General features: G+C 46.8%; 14 protein-coding genes. 10 read left to right on the top strand and 4 right to left on the bottom strand.

Annotated features, from left to right (window positions below):
• Positions 1-49 precede the first annotated feature (49 nt).
• From CEQ32_RS09840 to deoD, 6 genes are all read left to right on the top strand, one after another.
• Entirely contained in the window at positions 50-1,309 is a 1,260-nt protein-coding gene (locus CEQ32_RS09840) for a NupC/NupG family nucleoside CNT transporter (RefSeq protein WP_088585944.1), read from the top strand.
• Positions 1,310-1,659: 350 nt separating this feature from the next.
• A complete protein-coding gene (locus tag CEQ32_RS09835) occupies positions 1,660-2,499 on the top strand; it encodes an outer membrane protein OmpK (RefSeq protein ID WP_011716151.1) in 840 nt (279 codons plus the stop codon).
• 414 nt (positions 2,500-2,913) lie between these two features.
• Positions 2,914-3,684: a deoxyribose-phosphate aldolase gene (gene deoC / locus CEQ32_RS09830; RefSeq protein WP_011625501.1), complete on the top strand. Its 771-nt coding sequence runs from the start codon at positions 2,914-2,916 to the stop codon at positions 3,682-3,684.
• Positions 3,685-3,868: 184 nt separating this feature from the next.
• On the top strand, positions 3,869-5,200 hold the full coding sequence (gene deoA / locus CEQ32_RS09825) for a thymidine phosphorylase (RefSeq protein WP_037430282.1): 1,332 nt from the start codon (positions 3,869-3,871) through the stop codon (positions 5,198-5,200).
• Positions 5,201-5,209: 9 nt separating this feature from the next.
• Positions 5,210-6,424 (top strand): phosphopentomutase, encoded by a 1,215-nt coding sequence (locus tag CEQ32_RS09820; RefSeq protein ID WP_011716154.1) that lies wholly within the window; start codon positions 5,210-5,212, stop codon positions 6,422-6,424.
• Between the two features lie 91 nt (positions 6,425-6,515).
• On the top strand, positions 6,516-7,226 hold the full coding sequence (gene deoD / locus CEQ32_RS09815; RefSeq protein WP_011071449.1) for a purine-nucleoside phosphorylase: 711 nt from the start codon (positions 6,516-6,518) through the stop codon (positions 7,224-7,226).
• A gap of 168 nt (positions 7,227-7,394) precedes the next feature.
• Here deoD and CEQ32_RS09810 read toward each other — a convergent pair whose 3' ends face one another.
• Positions 7,395-8,570 (bottom strand): AhpA/YtjB family protein, encoded by a 1,176-nt coding sequence (locus tag CEQ32_RS09810; RefSeq protein WP_086024079.1) that lies wholly within the window; start codon positions 8,568-8,570, stop codon positions 7,395-7,397.
• Between the two features lie 79 nt (positions 8,571-8,649).
• On the opposite strand from CEQ32_RS09810, the gene serB reads away from it, so the two are divergent.
• Together serB and CEQ32_RS09800 are read left to right on the top strand one after the other, a co-directional pair.
• The gene (gene serB / locus CEQ32_RS09805) at positions 8,650-9,642 is read left to right on the top strand and encodes a phosphoserine phosphatase SerB (RefSeq protein ID WP_088585942.1); all 993 of its coding nucleotides are present in this window, start codon (positions 8,650-8,652) and stop codon (positions 9,640-9,642) included.
• Between the two features lie 105 nt (positions 9,643-9,747).
• Complete coding sequence (locus CEQ32_RS09800) at positions 9,748-10,734, top strand: alpha/beta fold hydrolase (protein WP_181159901.1); 987 nt, start codon at positions 9,748-9,750, stop codon at positions 10,732-10,734.
• A gap of 1 nt (position 10,735) precedes the next feature.
• On the opposite strand, the gene CEQ32_RS09795 is transcribed toward CEQ32_RS09800, so the two are convergent.
• A complete protein-coding gene (locus CEQ32_RS09795) occupies positions 10,736-13,114 on the bottom strand; it encodes a PilZ domain-containing protein (protein ID WP_088585940.1) in 2,379 nt (792 codons plus the stop codon).
• 102 nt (positions 13,115-13,216) lie between these two features.
• Here CEQ32_RS09795 and radA point away from each other — a divergent pair, with 102 nt between their 5' ends.
• Positions 13,217-14,581, top strand: coding sequence for a DNA repair protein RadA (radA, locus tag CEQ32_RS09790; protein ID WP_037430274.1), 1,365 nt, complete (start codon positions 13,217-13,219; stop codon positions 14,579-14,581).
• Positions 14,582-14,661: 80 nt separating this feature from the next.
• Here radA and CEQ32_RS09785 read toward each other — a convergent pair whose 3' ends face one another.
• Positions 14,662-15,054 carry a PilZ domain-containing protein gene (locus CEQ32_RS09785; RefSeq protein ID WP_088585939.1) on the bottom strand — a complete coding sequence of 131 codons (393 nt, stop codon included), beginning with the start codon at positions 15,052-15,054 and terminating at the stop codon, positions 14,662-14,664.
• A 179-nt stretch (positions 15,055-15,233) separates the two neighbouring features.
• Here CEQ32_RS09785 and torR point away from each other — a divergent pair, with 179 nt between their 5' ends.
• Positions 15,234-15,944: a two-component system response regulator TorR gene (torR, locus tag CEQ32_RS09780; protein WP_037430273.1), complete on the top strand. Its 711-nt coding sequence runs from the start codon at positions 15,234-15,236 to the stop codon at positions 15,942-15,944.
• Between the two features lie 28 nt (positions 15,945-15,972).
• Here the strand turns inward: torR and torT are convergent, their stop codons facing one another.
• Positions 15,973-17,040, bottom strand: coding sequence for a TMAO reductase system periplasmic protein TorT (gene torT / locus CEQ32_RS09775; protein ID WP_088585938.1), 1,068 nt, complete (start codon positions 17,038-17,040; stop codon positions 15,973-15,975).
• Positions 17,041-17,045: the final 5 nt, after the last annotated feature.

Here is a 17,045-nt window from a genome sequence, read left to right as displayed (position 1 = left end):
GGTTGATTAACAACATAATTAAAAAGTGTTAACAATAGGGTGATGGTTAATGAATATATTGATGAGCTTAGTAGGGGTGGTCGTCCTACTTGCGATAGGTTTCCTCCTATCGAATAACAAAAAAGCAATTAACTTGCGTACTGTGGGTGGTGCATTAGCCATCCAGGCCGCCTTCGGTGGTTTTGTACTGTACGTTCCTGTCGGTAAAGATATCCTGAAAGGTGTATCTGACGCCGTATCTAGCGTTATCGGTTATGCACAAAACGGTATCGGCTTCCTGTTCGGTGATTTAGCTAACTTCAAACTTGGCTTTATCTTCGCGGTAAACGTGTTGCCAGTTATCGTGTTCTTCTCTTCTCTGATCGCCGTTCTGTACTACTTAGGCATCATGCAGTGGATCATCCGTATCATCGGTGGTGGTCTGCAAAAAGCATTAGGCACAAGCCGTACTGAATCTATGTCAGCGACTGCTAACATCTTCGTTGGTCAAACTGAAGCGCCGTTAGTGGTTCGTCCATTCATCCCAACTATGACTCAATCAGAACTGTTTGCGATCATGGTGGGTGGTTTAGCTTCTATCGCAGGTTCAGTACTGGCTGGTTACGCACAAATGGGCGTGCCTATTGAGTACTTAGTTGCTGCGTCATTCATGGCGGCACCAGGTGGTCTATTAATGGCTAAACTGATGCACCCAGAGACTGAAGTTGCTAAAAACGACATGGATGAATTACCAGAAGATCCTGATAAGCCAGCTAACGTATTAGACGCTGCTGCTGCGGGTGCTTCATCTGGTATGCACTTAGCGTTAAACGTTGGTGCAATGCTGTTAGCCTTCGTTGGTTTGATCGCAATGATCAACGGCATCATCGGTGGTGTAGGTGGTTGGTTCGGTGTTGAAGGTTTAACACTGGAACTGATCCTTGGCTATGTGTTCATGCCTTTAGCATTCCTTATCGGTGTGCCTTGGAATGAAGCATTAGTTGCTGGTTCTTTCATTGGTCAAAAGATCATTGTTAACGAATTCGTAGCTTACCTGAACTTTGCTCCATACTTAAAAGACATCGCTGATGGCGGTATGGTTGTGGCTGAGACTGGCTTAGCTATGACCGACAGAACCAAAGCGATTGTTTCGTTTGCACTGTGTGGTTTTGCGAACTTGTCTTCTATCGCAATTCTGTTGGGTGGTTTAGGTGCTATGGCTCCTAACCGTCGTCACGATTTAGCTAAAATGGGTATTCGTGCGGTTATCGCAGGCTCGTTAGCTAACTTAATGAGTGCAACAATTGCGGGTCTGTTCTTAGCTATCTAAGCGCAGAAACGTTGGGGAAGAGATTCCCTACTAACTAGGTCCTGACCATGCAGGGCAGGACCTAAGTTAATTCAACCATTTTCCAGTAGTGATTCCTGTAGTGAATAGTTTCTCCGATTGTATAGGCCAGATTACAACTAGACTTTAGCTGTGATGCTGTCTTAACAGTCGTGACGTACGGTTAAGTTAATTAATCGTAAACAACAAGTCGCGACTTTGTTCACAATTAAGAATTTTGTGTTCGTGATTTTACGCCAGATTATTGAGATTTTTTTTAATCGAGGTAGAATGCGAGCGCCACAAAAAGAACGCTACCCTTGACGGTAGCAAACAAAATAATGGGGTTGATGATGAAAAACGTTAAAACTTTAGCTTTAGCTGCTACAGCAGTAGCTGCAATGTCTGGTAACGCATTTGCTGCAGACCGTTCAGACCTTCACGGTTCTGACTACAAGTGGATGCAGTTCAACGCTATGTACTCTATCGGCGAAAAGCCTGATAACCCAGCTTCTGGCGACCAACACAACTACTTAGAAATGGAGTTCGGCGGCCGTTCTGGTATTTTCGATCTGTATGGTTATGTTGACGTATTCAACTTAGCAAACGAGAACACCAAAGACGGTGACAAGAACCCAGGTTCAGGCACCAGCAAACTGTTCATGAAATTTGCTCCACGTGTTTCTATCGATGCATTAACTGGTAAAGATTTATCTTTCGGTCCAGTACAAGAAGTTTACTTCTCTACTCTGTTCAACTGGGACGGTCTGAACGGTGAAGGCGTTAACTCTACTTTCTGGGGTGTTGGTGCTGACGTAAACGTGCCTTGGTTAGGCAAAACAGGTATGAACCTGTACGGTTATTACGACATGAACGCGAAAGAGTGGAACGGTTACCAATTCTCTGCTAACTGGTTCAAGCCTTTCTACTTCTTCGACAACAAGAGCTTCCTGTCATTCCAAGGTTACATCGATTACCAATTCGGTGCTGACGAAGACAAGACTGCTTTCGTACCAAAAACCTCTAACGGTGGTAACATCTTCTTCGGTCTATACTGGCACTCAGATCGTTACGCTCTGGGCTATGGCTTGAAAGGCTTCAAAGACGTTTACCTGTTAGAAGACGGTGCTGGTGCACTGGCTCTAGAATCAACAGGTTGGTCTCACTACCTGTCAGCTACTTACAAGTTCTAATTTCTTGTAAAAGCCGTTGGAGCCGCGATGGCGGCTCCATCTTTTATGTGTCATGAATCTTTATCTAAACCCATTTATAATTTGAGCAGTGCGTTTATATAAAGGTTTGTGTTTTTCTCGCGCTAAAACGGATTTTTCGCGGAAAAGTAGGAACAAGACATTATTCGTATCCTCTCTTCCGGTCTTCAAGGATTCAAGTCGTGATCACTTATAGTTCATTTAAGTGTCAGGATGCGTATGTGTTATGCATAGGCAAGATTGAATACCTAATAAAAATGTAATTTGCCCTACACAAATTACTCGGCATCGCCTGAAGGCCCGGCCATATAAAAATAATCAAAATAATGCCAGCTCTGAGCGTTGCGTATAAGCGACTGATTTCTATTTATTTGTTTTTTATTTTGGAGAGCTATTATGACTGATTTAAAAAAAGCAGCACAACGCGCCATCGAACTTATGGATTTAACCACCTTAAACGATGACGATACCGATCAGAAAGTGATCGACCTGTGTCACAAAGCCGTGACACCAGCGGGTAATACTGCTGCCATCTGTATCTATCCTCGCTTCATTCCTATCGCACGTAAGACCCTCGATGAGCTGGGCGCAGAAGACATTCAAATCGCGACAGTAACCAACTTCCCACACGGTAACGACGATATCGCTATCGCGGTATTAGAAACCCGTGCAGCGGTTGCCTATGGCGCCGATGAAGTGGACGTGGTATTTCCATACCGCGCGCTGATGGAAGGCAATGAAACAGTCGGCTATGAGTTAGTCAAAGCCTGTAAAGAAGCCTGTGGCGAAGTATTGCTGAAAGTCATCATTGAATCGGGTGTATTAGCCGATCCTGCGCTTATTCGCCGCGCCTCTGAACTGTCTATCGATGCCGGGGCTGATTTTATCAAGACGTCTACCGGTAAAGTGCCTGTCAACGCGACCCTTGAAGCGGCTGAAATCATGCTGACTGTGATCAGTGAGAAGAACACCAAAGTAGGCTTTAAGCCTGCTGGCGGCGTACGTGATGCTGCTCAAGCTGCAGAGTTTTTAGGTGTGGCTGAGCGTATTCTTGGTGCGGATTGGGTCTCTCCACGTACCTTTAGATTTGGTGCTTCAAGCTTACTCAATAGCTTGTTACACACGTTAGAATTAGCCGATGCGCCTAAGCCGACTCAAGGCTATTAATCGAACATTGCATCTCGATTAATACCAAAATCGTATATCGAAACTAATTAAGTGTGACCTAAATCTAGTTGGAAACATCAAAACTTCGATAGCATGTAATTGTAATATTGCTACAGTTTTGATGTTTCATTGCAAAGCTAAATAACGGATATGTTGTATTAGTATTTAGCTTGGAGGCAGTATCATGTTTCTAGCTCAAGAAATTATACGTAAGAAACGCAATGGGTTAGCCTTAAGTACCGAAGAGATCCAGTTCTTCGTTAAGGGCATTACCACCAATGCAGTGTCGGAAGGTCAGATCGCCGCATTAGGCATGGCTGTGTATTTTAATGACATGAATATGGATGAAAGAATCGCTTTGACTACGGCAATGCGCGATTCTGGCACTGTACTCAATTGGCAATCACTTGGTCTTAATGGCCCTGTCATCGATAAACACAGTACAGGTGGTGTCGGTGATGTGATTAGTCTTATGCTCGGCCCTATGGCCGCTGCCTGCGGTGGTTATGTGCCGATGATTTCGGGTCGCGGACTCGGACATACAGGCGGTACGCTCGATAAGTTCGACGCTATTCCCGGTTATCAAACCGAACCTTCGAGTGAATTGTTCCGCAAAGTGGTTAAAGACGTTGGTGTGGCGATTATTGGCCAAACTGGTGATCTGGTCCCCGCCGATAAACGTTTCTACTCCATCCGTGACAACACTGCGACCGTCGAATCCATCTCCCTCATTACCGCCTCTATTCTCTCTAAGAAATTAGCTTGTAGTCTCGATGCATTGGCGATGGACGTTAAAGTCGGTAGCGGCGCATTTATGCCAACTTACGAAGCCTCTGAAGAGCTTGCTCGCAGCATTGCGGCGGTAGCCAATGGCGCAGGTACTAAAACGACGGCCTTACTCACCGACATGAACCAAGTATTAGCCTCATGTGCGGGTAATGCGGTTGAAGTGAAAGAAGCCATCGACTTCTTAACCGGTGCTTACCGTAATCCTCGTCTGTACGCTGTGACTATGGGTCTTTGCGCCGAGATGTTACTCCTTGGTGGCTTAGCGACCGATGAAACGGATGCCCGTGCCAAGTTAAACCGTGTACTCGATAATGGCCGTGCTGCCGAGATCTTTGGCAAGATGGTTTCAGGCCTCGGTGGCCCCGTCGATTTTGTCGAAAACTACAGTAAGTACTTACCGCAATCACAAATTATTCGCCCTGTCTTTGCGGATACCCAAGGTTATGCTTACAGCATGGATACCCGCGAACTCGGTTTAGCCGTGGTTACCTTAGGTGGTGGTCGTCGCAAACCTGGTGATGCACTCGACTACAGTGTTGGTTTGACGCAAGTCTGTGCCCTTGGCGATAAAATTGATGCTTCTACGCCGATTGCTGTGATCCACGCGCAATCTGAAGAAGCCTTTGCGCAGGCAGAAGAAGCGGTGAAAAAAGCGATTCATATCGATGAAGTCGCTCCAGAAAAAACACCTGAGATCTATGCTTATATTCGAGCTTCGGATCTTTAAGGAAGAATTATGAAACGTACAGTTATAATGATGTTGGATTCCTTTGGCGTGGGCGCTGCTGGTGACGCCGCCAAGTTTGGGGATCTAGGTTCTGACACATTTGGCCATATCGCTAAAGCGTGTGCCGAAGGTGAAGCCGATATCGGCCGTGAAGGTCCGTTAACGCTGCCAAACTTGGCCCGTTTAGGTTTGGCCCATGCGGCGATGGAAAGCACGGGGGCGTTTGCTCCAGGCTTTGCGGACAATGTTGAGTTGATTGGTGCCTATGGCCATGCTCAGGAATTAAGTTCGGGTAAAGATACCCCGAGCGGTCACTGGGAAATGGCGGGAGTACCCGTATTATTCGAATGGGGCTATTTTAGCGAGCACCAAAACTCATTCCCTAAAGAGCTGACCGATAAGATTTTGGCCCGTGCGGGACTCGATGGCTTTTTAGGTAACTGCCATGCTTCTGGTACTACTATTCTGGAAGAATTAGGCGAAGAGCACATGCGCTCTGGTAAGCCAATTTTTTACACCTCGGCAGATTCTGTATTCCAGATTGCATGCCATGAAGGCACATTTGGCTTAGAAAATTTATATCGTCTTTGCGAAATCGCCCGTGAAGAGTTAGAACCTTATAACATTGGCCGCGTGATTGCGCGTCCATTCGATGGTACTGGCCCAAGCGACTTTGCTCGTACTGGTAACCGTAAGGATTACTCCCTCGAGCCGCCAGCGAAGACAGTGTTAGATAAGTTAAAAGCCGCCGGTGGTGAAGTGGTGAGTGTGGGCAAGATTGCCGACATTTACGCTTACTGTGGCATCACCAAAAAGGTGAAGGCAAACGGTTTAGAAGCGTTATTTGATGCAACGTTAGCCGAAGTGAAATCAGCGGGTGAAAATACTATCGTATTCACTAACTTTGTTGATTTTGACTCCCACTATGGCCACCGCCGTGATGTAGCAGGTTATGCGAAAGGGCTGGAGTATTTCGACTCGCGTTTACCTGAAATGCTGGCGCTGCTGGATGAGGACGATCTGTTAATCCTCACCGCTGACCATGGTTGCGACCCAACATGGCAAGGTACGGACCATACTCGTGAATATGTGCCTGTATTGGCCTATGGCGCAGGACTGAAAGCCGGTTCACTCGGTCGCCGTAACAGTTTCGCTGATATCGGCCAATCTATCGCAAGCTACTTCAAGCTTGAGCCGATGGAATACGGTGAGTCGTTTATCTAAGTAAACGTGCAAGATCTCGATTTGGCGGCCAGCATTGGGCCGCCAGTAAACAAAGACTTAAGTCTTAATAAAATAAACAGGGGTTATTTCGATGGCAACACCACACATTAATGCTGTAGAGGGCGCATTCGCTGAGACGGTTCTGTTTCCAGGCGATCCATTACGTGCAAAATATATCGCTGAAACATTCTTAGAAAATGTTGAGCAAGTGACTGACGTTCGAAACATGCTAGGTTTTACTGGTACTTACAAAGGTAAACGTATTTCTGTTATGGGTTCAGGCATGGGTATTCCTTCATGCTCAATCTATGCAACCGAATTAATTAAAGACTACGGCGTTAAGAACCTGATCCGCGTGGGTACTTGTGGCGCGATCAGCACTGACGTTAAAGTGCGCGATGTGATCATCGGCATGGGTGCTTGTACCGATTCTCAAGTTAACCGCTTACGTTTCAAAGGCCAAGATTTCGCGGCTATCGCGAACTACGAGCTGATGAATGCCGTGATCGAGTCTGCCAAAGTTAAAGGCACTAAGATCCGTGTTGGTAACGTTTTCTCTGCCGACCTGTTCTACACTCCTGATCCACAAATGTTTGACGTGATGGAAAAAATGGGCGTGTTAGGCGTAGAAATGGAAGCCGCTGGTTTATACGGTGTTGCCCATGAATTCGGTGCCCGTGCATTGTGTGTGGTAACGGTATCTGACCATATCCGTACTGGCGAAAAAACCACTTCTGAAGAGCGTCAAACCACGTTCAACGATATGATCGTGATGACATTAGACGCTGCAATTACGCTGTAATGTGTTGCTAATGCAGTCATAAGAAAAGGGTTCGCATTGCGAACCCTTTTTATTACCCTGTCTTCTTTTAGATTAGCCTGCTAAACCGTCCTGCCAAATGTTCGATGGATAAAATCCTGTAATGCGGCGCAGACCAAAGATGCCTCAGTTTGACCTGAGACGCTTCAATTAACCCGTTGAGTCTGTGTCTAAATCGCTCGGTTGAACAGGGACTTTCTCCGTGGAGGATTTCGAGGTATTGGTCTTCACGCGGCGGACAGATTTAACCTTAGGTTTATTCGGGGTGGATACTGAGGTTTGTGGCTCTGTGGCCGACGCAGCAGCTTGCGTCGACTGCGTTTTAGACTGAGGCATAGTGTTGGATGATGATTCATCCTTTGCTCCCATCTCAGGAGCTATCTCTGGTTTTAACTCAGTTTTCAGATCAGACACTTGCTCTGGCGTTTGCTCAGACTCAGTTTTTGTTTCTGTAATGGCTTTGGCCTTCTTCACTTTAGGCTGAATACTGGCTTGATTACTGTTTTCATCCGGCACTTTAGCGTTTTCTGTGATTTTTTCTAAAGGCAAAGTATCTGTAGTTGGTTTATTTTCTTCGGTTTCTTTATTTTCTGTCGGCTTTTGAGCGGCCTCTGTATCACTCGCGATGACTTCATCCAACTGCTCATCCTGATGACCCGCAGGCTTCGATTCCTCAGCCGCTTCAGGGTTTTTTATGGCTTTATTCTTTTTAGGGTTTTTACGCAATTTGGCGCGGGTGCGGCGACGGTCAAAATCGGCGCGCTTAAAAGATAAGGCGCGGGATAGCAACATGCCGATAAGGCCGGCAACAAGCAGCATGATTTGTTGTTGCTCCATATTTAGGTTATGCGCTTCTTTGATTTCATTAAAAAATAGTTTGGTATCGAGCCTAACCTCGACATAACCTAAATTCTTGCCATCCTGAGTCACGGGTTCAACATAGGGCGGATATTTGCTCAGTAGCAGACTCATTTCTTCTGATTCGGGATCTAAGGCATCTTTAGTCAGGCTTTGAGCAAAGGCTAAGCGTATTCCTTGATCGCTAAATATTGCAGCCGACATCACCTTAGGATCTTCAACTAGGGCGCTGGCGAGCCACTGGAGTTGCTCATCATTTTGTAATTGTAGGGCGGGCGCCGCGCTATAGGCCGTTTGCTGCACCAGTAATCTGGCCATCTTTTGCGTTTGGGACTTTAGAAGCAGCTGACCTTGTAGTAGGCTTGTTTGCCACAATTGCACTAAGCCGACCATCAAGGTCAAGGCGATGGCGATTTGGAGCAGTCTACTGATTTTATGGCTTTTCTTTAGCCCTTTAAGATATAACACTTTGACCCTTAATAATGAGAGCGCTTGCCTAATCATAATTGATTCTGCGTGAGCCCGATAGTTGGAGAACACGAGTCCTATGGAAAGCTTGAACCAAAATCCGCTGTTTGTATGGTTAGCAGCTAACCCTTTACCTCGTTTTGAATATCAGGGGCTCAGTTTCGAGGCTTATCAGGAATCGTCTACGCGGCCATCCTTGAGTGTATTTGCTATGCGTCTGATTTACGAAGATTTAAGTCTTGAAGACTCATTAGCGGCTTGGATTGTTTCTCTAGCTAAAAGCCTCAAATTGGCCTCGCTCTCCATCGCACCTATTCGTCGTCAAGTGGCACTGCATTGCGTCGAATTAGCGCTTCCTGTAGAACCCAGTGCCGAATTGTTAGCAACCTGTCCATCTCAGGTCGAGTTACATTTAATTCACGGCCCATTACCTAAACTGAGCGAGCCCGGTTTACTGGTGATGGACATGGATTCTACCGCGATCCAAATTGAATGTATCGATGAACTTGCCGCGATGGCTGGGGTCGGCGAGCAAGTGGCGGCGATCACTGAGCGCGCGATGCAGGGGGAGCTCGATTTTGAGCAGAGTCTGCGCCAAAGGGTTGCCCAGCTTAAGGGCGCCGATGCCAAGATTATTCAAACCTTGTGTGACACTTTGCCATTGATGCCGGGTCTTGAGGCTATGTTGACCGAGCTTAAGTCGCATCATTGGCGCCTCGTTGTGGCTTCAGGAGGCTTCACGCCGTTTGTTGGTCACTTAAAACAGCTGCTGAATTTAGATGCGGCCTTTGCCAATGAATTAGTCATAACGGACGGTAAGCTGGCGGGAGCCGTCACCGGAAAAGTCGTCGATGCCCAGTTTAAGGCCGATGTGGTCAACCGTTGTAGCCAAGAATGGCAAATCCCAGTGGGGCAACGTGTGGCGATAGGTGATGGTGCTAACGATATTCCTATGGTGCAGGCGGCTGACTTTGGTATTGCCTTCCATGCCAAACCCAAACTTGCCGCCGCAGCAGATGCTCGGATCCGTAGTTTGGACCTTAGAGTATTGCCTTATCTATTGCAGTTTTAAATAAGTGTCTCAGTCGATTATGTGGTGACATTAGAGTAATGACTCTTGTTTTTTGAGGCTTAACTGGTAGTTTAGTGTTCATTAATGGACTACCAGTGACTGATTTTGACTTCAACTCCAGATGAGCATTCTGCTCAAACATTTTCACAAACCTCCCTCTATCTTCCTTATCGGGATGGACAGTTACACCTGCGCCAGTTGTTGCCAATTACAGCTGATTTTTCTAAACCGCCGATCCTGATGTTGCATGGCGCTATGTCAAATGGCCGAGTTTTTTACAGCCAGAGCGGTCGTGGTTTGGGATGTTTTCTTGCTAAGGCGGGTTTTGTGGTTTATGTGTTCGATACCGCTGGACGAGGATTAAGTTTACCAAAAATCAGTCGAGATTTTACCTTAGGACAAGGTGAGGTGATCCGTGAGCAATTGCCATTAGTACAGCAGTATATTTTGAATATTCATAATCAGGCCTGTCAGGAACAGGGGAAAATATCCCCCTCACGTGTGCATTGGTGCGCCCATTCCTGGGGCGGAGTGTTGATGGCGAGCGCCTTAGCGCGTTACCCTGAACTGCAGCAAAGTGTGCGTTCACTGCTCACCTTCGGCAGTAAACGCACTATTCGCGTCAAATCTTTCAAAAAATGGTTGATGGTCGATGTGTTTTGGAATCGCCTTGCACCAAGTTTAGCGGTTGGGCAGGGATATCTCGCCGCCGATAAACTGCGTGTCGGTATGGATAACGAGAGTCGGGCATCATTGAATCAAAGTATTGATTGGGTGCGAGGTGAGTGGCGCGATCACGATGACGGTTTTGATTATGCCAAGGCGGCTAAGGCAGCCAACTGGCCCGTCGCTTGGTTTATAGCGGGGCAAAACGATACTGTGCTTGGGCATCCTGAAGATGTCGCCGATATGATCTCTGAGTGTGGCTTTCGCCAAGTGAAATTCACTTTGCTCTCAAAGGCGAACGGCTTTAAACACGACTATGGCCATGCGGATATGCTGACTCATCTGGATGCGATGAGTGACCATTTTCCGCTGATCCGCGATTGGTATTTAGGCTTTGAACTCGCGGTATTAAAAGACGAGGAATAAGTTAGGCCTGTTTATGTAACACTGGGTATCTTAATTCCACTTCTTGGGTGATATCCAGCAATTCACCTACACCGATAATGCGCCAGAGCTGATCTTCAAGTTGTTTTGCCCTGTGATTTGCATGGATATTGATATATTCCAATTCGCGGCGCAGATACCCCATATCCGGTTTTTCGGTGGCACCTCGATAAATTCGTAGCGCCATAAAGCGTCCAGCCAATTTACTTTGGGTGATAAATGCGACTTTAGCTTGAGCATCACCGACTTCAATAGCGGGTATACATTTTAAATGGAATCGGCCGCGAGACTGACGCGTCAGTTGAATAAAGACTTCAATAAAATCCATATCCTGCTGGGGTTTCATTTGGCGGATGGGGTCGAGAATATCCCGTTTAAAAAAGCCATCCTTGAGCAGCGGAGCGAGGTTATATTGCAACGTATCTGAAGAACCCGCGGCAAAAATATCACTAATTTCATCATGTTCAGTACTGACGCCTAAGCAAGCCACTTGTGCTGATTTAGTCGTTTTTTCAACGAAGTAGGGCACAGAATGGAGTTCGCGTAATAGGATATTTTTAAGTCCATCAGCAAGCTCGTTTGCTTCACTATTATTTTCAGTGAGTTGTTCTAGCTTTTCTTTATTGTGGGCGATTAATTTGTTTAAAAACTCGACACCGACATGGGGCGTATGGCCCATGACAGCGGCTAAATGTAACGTGACGCCATTCTTACGGGTTCGAACTAAGCGGTAGGGTAAATTCTCGAGTTGAGTTTTGCCGGCAATGGTTTGCAGTTTAGGTAAACTGATCATTAAGGGTTTATTGGTTACAAACGTCGTGGGATTGTCGAGCGTGAGCTGCATGCCACGACCTGAGATATCTAAGGTGATTCCTGTTGCTTTTAGGCCACCCTGCGAGACATTGACTAAGGTTTTAAAGGCGAAACGCGCTTCCTGCCGCCGTTCACTAAATTGCATTGCAATCGGTTTGATTTGGTGGGTGCTGAGCCGTTGCTGGCCGAAAGCTTTTAGCGCATTGGCATTGCTATCATCCTGCCAAGCTTTATAGGTCGCTCTTTCATCCTCGTTGGTCAGATCGATAAGTTGCAGCATATGGCTGAACTGGGCTAATTGTTGCTCCACCAGCGGGCTGTATTTAGCTTCATCCCCTGGCAAGGTCGCTCGGCGATAGCCTTTAGCATGGTAAATTTTATCTGGAACCAGTTTAAAAATACGCCAGCTTGGTTTGGTTGAAGCAAAACCTAAAAACAATGATACCAAGCCCTTAACTTTTAATTCGGCTAAGGTTGCCGAATAAAAATACAAGCAGCCTTGGGCGTTGTAGGTAAACGTAAAAAATAACCCATAGTCAGGATTTTCGGGATGGCTAAGTAGCGCAGAAAGCCGTGCTGATGTCAGCATTGCTGGTAACTGGCTGATATCGTTCTCATCTTGAAAATAATGCACTATCTGCTGATTATCTCGACTCAGCAGCATATGGCTAATTGATTGGGTTTGTTGATTCAAAAATAACGGTAAATGTGGCAAATGCGGCAGATAATGACGCTCGAATCCAAGGCCGGATGCGGTTACTAATACGTCATTAACATCGAGTTTATAACGGAGTTTATAGCCTCGAATCAAATTGCCCAGCATTTCGCCTAGCGCATCAGTGCCACCAATACGCTTCAATCTTAACCAAATAAATTCACCATTAGTTTGGCTATCAACAATGTGGTAATCGACTCCAAGTTGTAGATCGGGGTAATAATATTCTTCACTTAGCTCGAGAAGCTTTACCTTTAGCGGTTTATCGAGGTCAAAAGGATGATTCGCCGCCAAGCGAACGCGCGCACCACCAATGGATAAATCAACGGTGATCCCCGGCATTTCAGGTCTGCCTGGTTGGGAAACGGCAATGCGGATACTGTAATTCATTCGCTCTTCAGTGCGATTAAAATAACTGCCGAGCACAACGCCTGGCACCATAAAGGGTTCGAGTTCGGCGGTATCGCTTTGTTGTGTCACCTGGCGTAATTTTTGTCGCCGAAGTTGATGGGCGGCGATGACGTATTCATATACGCCTAAAGTGTATTTGTTACGGTATAAGGACATGGCCTCTTGCAGGCTATGTTTAGCTGGCTCGTCGAGAAAATGGCGCTGCTGACCCAGCATGACTTCACTACAGGGCAACTCTGACTTATCCCTAAGGTCAATAATCCGCGTGCAGGGCGAGGCTAAACGATTCAACTCCATTTTTAATAAAAAACGGGTGGAATTGTTTTCATCGACAGTCAGCTGCTGGAAAATCTCCTGGAAGTTAGGTTCCATGAGCAGCGGCTTGAGTTGTTCTATGAGTGCACTATGGTTATCTAAACTCATGTAGTGGTCTTTTCTAATGCTGATTTTATGCGTGCTGTGTTAGTCTAATGTCGGCAGTATTCACAGTTACTTAAATTGATTTTATACAGATTTTAATAAGTTATGGCAAAGAATAAAACCGCGTACGTGTGCAATGAGTGTGGACAGGATTTTCCCCGTTGGCAAGGGCAATGCAGTGCTTGTCACGAGTGGAATACGATAACTGAAGTGCGCTTAGGTGCTGCCTCGCCCGGACGGGGGACTCAGTTTGCCGGTTACGCTGGTGCAGGCAGTAGCGAAGTCAAAACCTTAGACCAAATTGATCTCAATGCTTTGCCACGTATAGTGAGCCACTTTGGTGAACTCGACCGGGTACTTGGAGGCGGCATTGTGCCTGGATCGGCGATTTTGATTGGCGGCCATCCCGGAGCTGGTAAGAGTACTTTGCTGCTTCAGACCCTATGCCATTTAGCCGAGAAAATGCCCGCGCTTTATGTTACTGGGGAAGAATCGCTCCAACAGGTGGCGATGCGGGCCCATCGTCTTGGCTTGCCAACCAATAAACTGAGGATGTTATCCGAAACCAGTGTGGAGTTGATCTGCGAAGTCGCCCTGAAAGAATCACCAAAAGTCATCGTTGTCGACTCTATTCAAGTTATGCATATGAGCGATGTAGCGTCGAGTCCCGGCAGCGTGTCGCAGGTACGTGAATCAGCCTCCTATCTAACCCGTTTCGCCAAGCAAAATGGCATTGCTGTTATTATGGTGGGTCATGTCACCAAAGATGGCAGCCTCGCCGGGCCAAAAGTGCTCGAGCACTGTATCGATTGCTCGGTGATGTTTGAAGGGGATAGCGACAGCCGTTATCGTACTTTGCGCTCCCACAAGAACCGCTTCGGGGCGATCAACGAGCTGGGCGTATTTGCCATGACGGAACGTGGCTTGAAGGAAGTGGCTAACCCATCCGCAATTTTCCTCTCCCGCGGCGAGGAAGAATCCTCGGGCTCCTTGGTCATGGTGGTGTGGGAAGGTACGCGCCCGTTACTGGTTGAACTGCAAGTGCTGGTGGATAATTCTGCCATGTCCAATCCGCGCCGCGTGGCAGTGGGGATGGATGCAAACCGTTTGGCCATGTTGCTTGCGGTGATGCATCGCCACGGTGGCTTGCAAATGTCGGATCAGGACGTGTTTGTGAACGTGGTTGGCGGGGTTAAAGTAACCGAAACCAGTGCCGACTTAACCCTGCTACTGGCTATGGTATCGAGTTTTCGTGGTGATATTTTACCGAGTGATTTAGTGGTGTTTGGTGAAGTGGGCTTATCTGGCGAAATTCGACCTGTGCCAAATGGGCAAGAACGTTTAGTCGAAGCCGCTAAGCATGGTTTTAAACGAGCGATAGTGCCTCGAGCGAACGTGCCGAAAAAACCGCCAGTGGGAATGGAAGTGGTGGGCGTTTCCAAACTATCAGAAGCTCTTGAAGCAATCTAATCTAAAAAACAAACAGCGCCTTAAGCGCTGTTTGTTTTTACTCGGGAGTAAAGCCCGTACCCAATCACTATCCGTGGTGTTTAATCGGCGGAATGATGTTTTTCGACAAAGAGCGCCAATTCACGGTTCAGAATTGAGGCATCGCCTAAGTTAAGCTCAACGATGCGTTTGAGGTGGCTGATGCTGTCGACATCGATAATGTTACATTTAAGCCCAAGTTGGTGATTACGTTGATGCACCAACTCAGTTTCCATTTGCAGCTCAATATCTGAGCCCTGCAGAGTAAAGTTAAGGATGATAGGCTCATCTGAATGGCTAAATCCTGCAGGTTCTTCCACTAAAGCGCCATTTAGGCTGAGATCCAATATTGAGGTTTGCCATTGCTTTTCACCATGGTGTATTGACGCACTTGCGGCAAAGAGGATCCGTGAAAAATGTCGTCTTTCATCAATCACTAATTCTTTATCTTTCATAGTTTGTTAGCGCCCACACCAATCAATATGCCTAAGCATATGTCATATTGAGGAGAGTGTAAAAGCTCGGCAGATTTTTGTGCAATAAAGTAATGTAGATCGCATATTTTACCTTTCCTTCATATGCAAATATGAAAAAGTATGAATAATTCAGTTAAGCAAAATAAGAGAAGTTGAACATGGCCTATAGTGTGCTCGTTGTCGATGATGAAGCGGTTATTCGTGCGCGATTGAAGGGATACTTTGAAAAGGAAGGTTATCGTGTGATTGAGGCTGCCGATGGCGAGCAAATGTGGTACGAGTTTAATCGTCAACATATCGATTTAATTATGTTAGATATTAACCTGCCTGGGGTCGATGGCTTAAGTTTAACCCGCGAGTTACGCAGCCGCTCCCATGTGGGGATTATCTTAGTCTCTGGCCGTGATGAATCGATTGATAAAATCGTTGGCCTGGAGATGGGCGCCGATGATTATGTGACTAAGCCCTTCGAACTGCGGGAACTATTGGTGAGGGTAAAAAATCTGCTTTGGCGGATTTCTTTGGTAAAACAAGCCGAACAGGCGCTGGTGCAGGAATTATCACAGCCCGATGATTTGATAAGTTTTGAAGGCTATCAGCTTGAATTAAATAGTCGTAAGCTGCGGCAAGGGGAGGAGCTTATCAAGCTCACTAAGGCCGAATTTGAGTTATTAACCGCCTTTGCTTTGCATCCGCAGCAGGTACTTTCTCGCGAGCGCTTAATGCAGCAAACCAGTCATCGCAATCATGATGTGAATGACAGAACCATAGATGTTATTATCCGCCGTCTACGTAATAAGCTCAATCCCGAGCTCTTTGTCACTGTCCATGGTGAGGGGTATTTATTTGCCGCTAAGGTGGATGACTGATCTCTAACTTAGATCTTGTGTTAAGCGCTCAAGGGCGCACTTGATACAAGGGATAAAAATCCGCTTCGGCAAGGCTAAAGCCAAGTGCCGACAGGGTATTTTTTGAGGTGGTGCGCTCAACGATAGCTGGACCTATATCGCCAAAAGGCGCGGCGCCTTCGAGCTGTTTTACCGTAACATCAATGGCGAGTTTGCCCTGCAACACGACCAAATCATCATTGCTGTAGACCACTTTTTGCCGCATCAAGCCGCGCAGAATCGCGGGGGATAAGTAACTGCTCACCAGCTTGATATCTTGTGTCAGCTGTTTTTGTTTGAGGGTGCTAACGGCGGCTTCTATCGCCACCGCACTACCTAGAATATAGTTAGGCTGCTGGGCTTTTAGCAGTATCTGTAGTTGATCGCGGTAGAGATTGCGATTGTTATCGGCGTGCTGAATCGCACTGATGCTAACATTGCTACCTTCAAGCGCATGACGAATCCCTTGCTCGACTAAATCGGTGCCGCCGAGGTTTTCAGGGCCGGCTAAGAGGGCCAAGGTGGTCGGCTGGGTTGGCGTATGTGCCTTGGCATCCGCCTTAATAAAATGGCCCGCGCTTAGCCCCATTTGATACCAGTTAACGCCGATATGGGTCTGCACTTGTTCTGAATTGAGTTTATTCACTAGGGCGAGCACGGGTTTGGTTAGCGGCTCGGAAAACTGTTCGAGCAGATTGGGGCTCACTGCGCCGAGTAAAATTGCGTCGTAGTCACCGCTCATGCAGGTGCGTAACTGTTTGAGTTGCTTATCCTGATGGTAGTAGCTGCCCGCTTCGAACAGATCTAAAGATACGCCAAGGAATTTGGCATGTTGGATTAGGCCATAATCGATGCCAATCCAATAAGCGTCCTTCAGGTGAGGGACTAGGACACATAGACGCCAAGCTTGTTGAGCTTTAGTGAGAGGATGATAATCAAGCGCCTGCGCCTGCTGAATTTTGGCATTAAAGGGATGGCGTTGCTCTAATGGCCAAGTTTGGCTGTTGGCATTGGCAGGCGATAAACATAACAGGCCAAAAGTGGTGAGTGTGAGCAAAGCTTGCCAAAATTTTCCCATTGTCT

The sequence above is a fragment of the Shewanella sp. FDAARGOS_354 genome, from assembly GCF_002209245.2.
In the GTDB taxonomy this organism is placed as follows: Bacteria; Pseudomonadota; Gammaproteobacteria; order Enterobacterales; family Shewanellaceae; genus Shewanella; species Shewanella xiamenensis.
The sequence above is the reverse complement of the archived record's forward strand: the minus strand, read 5'-3'. Positions and strand labels throughout refer to the sequence as shown.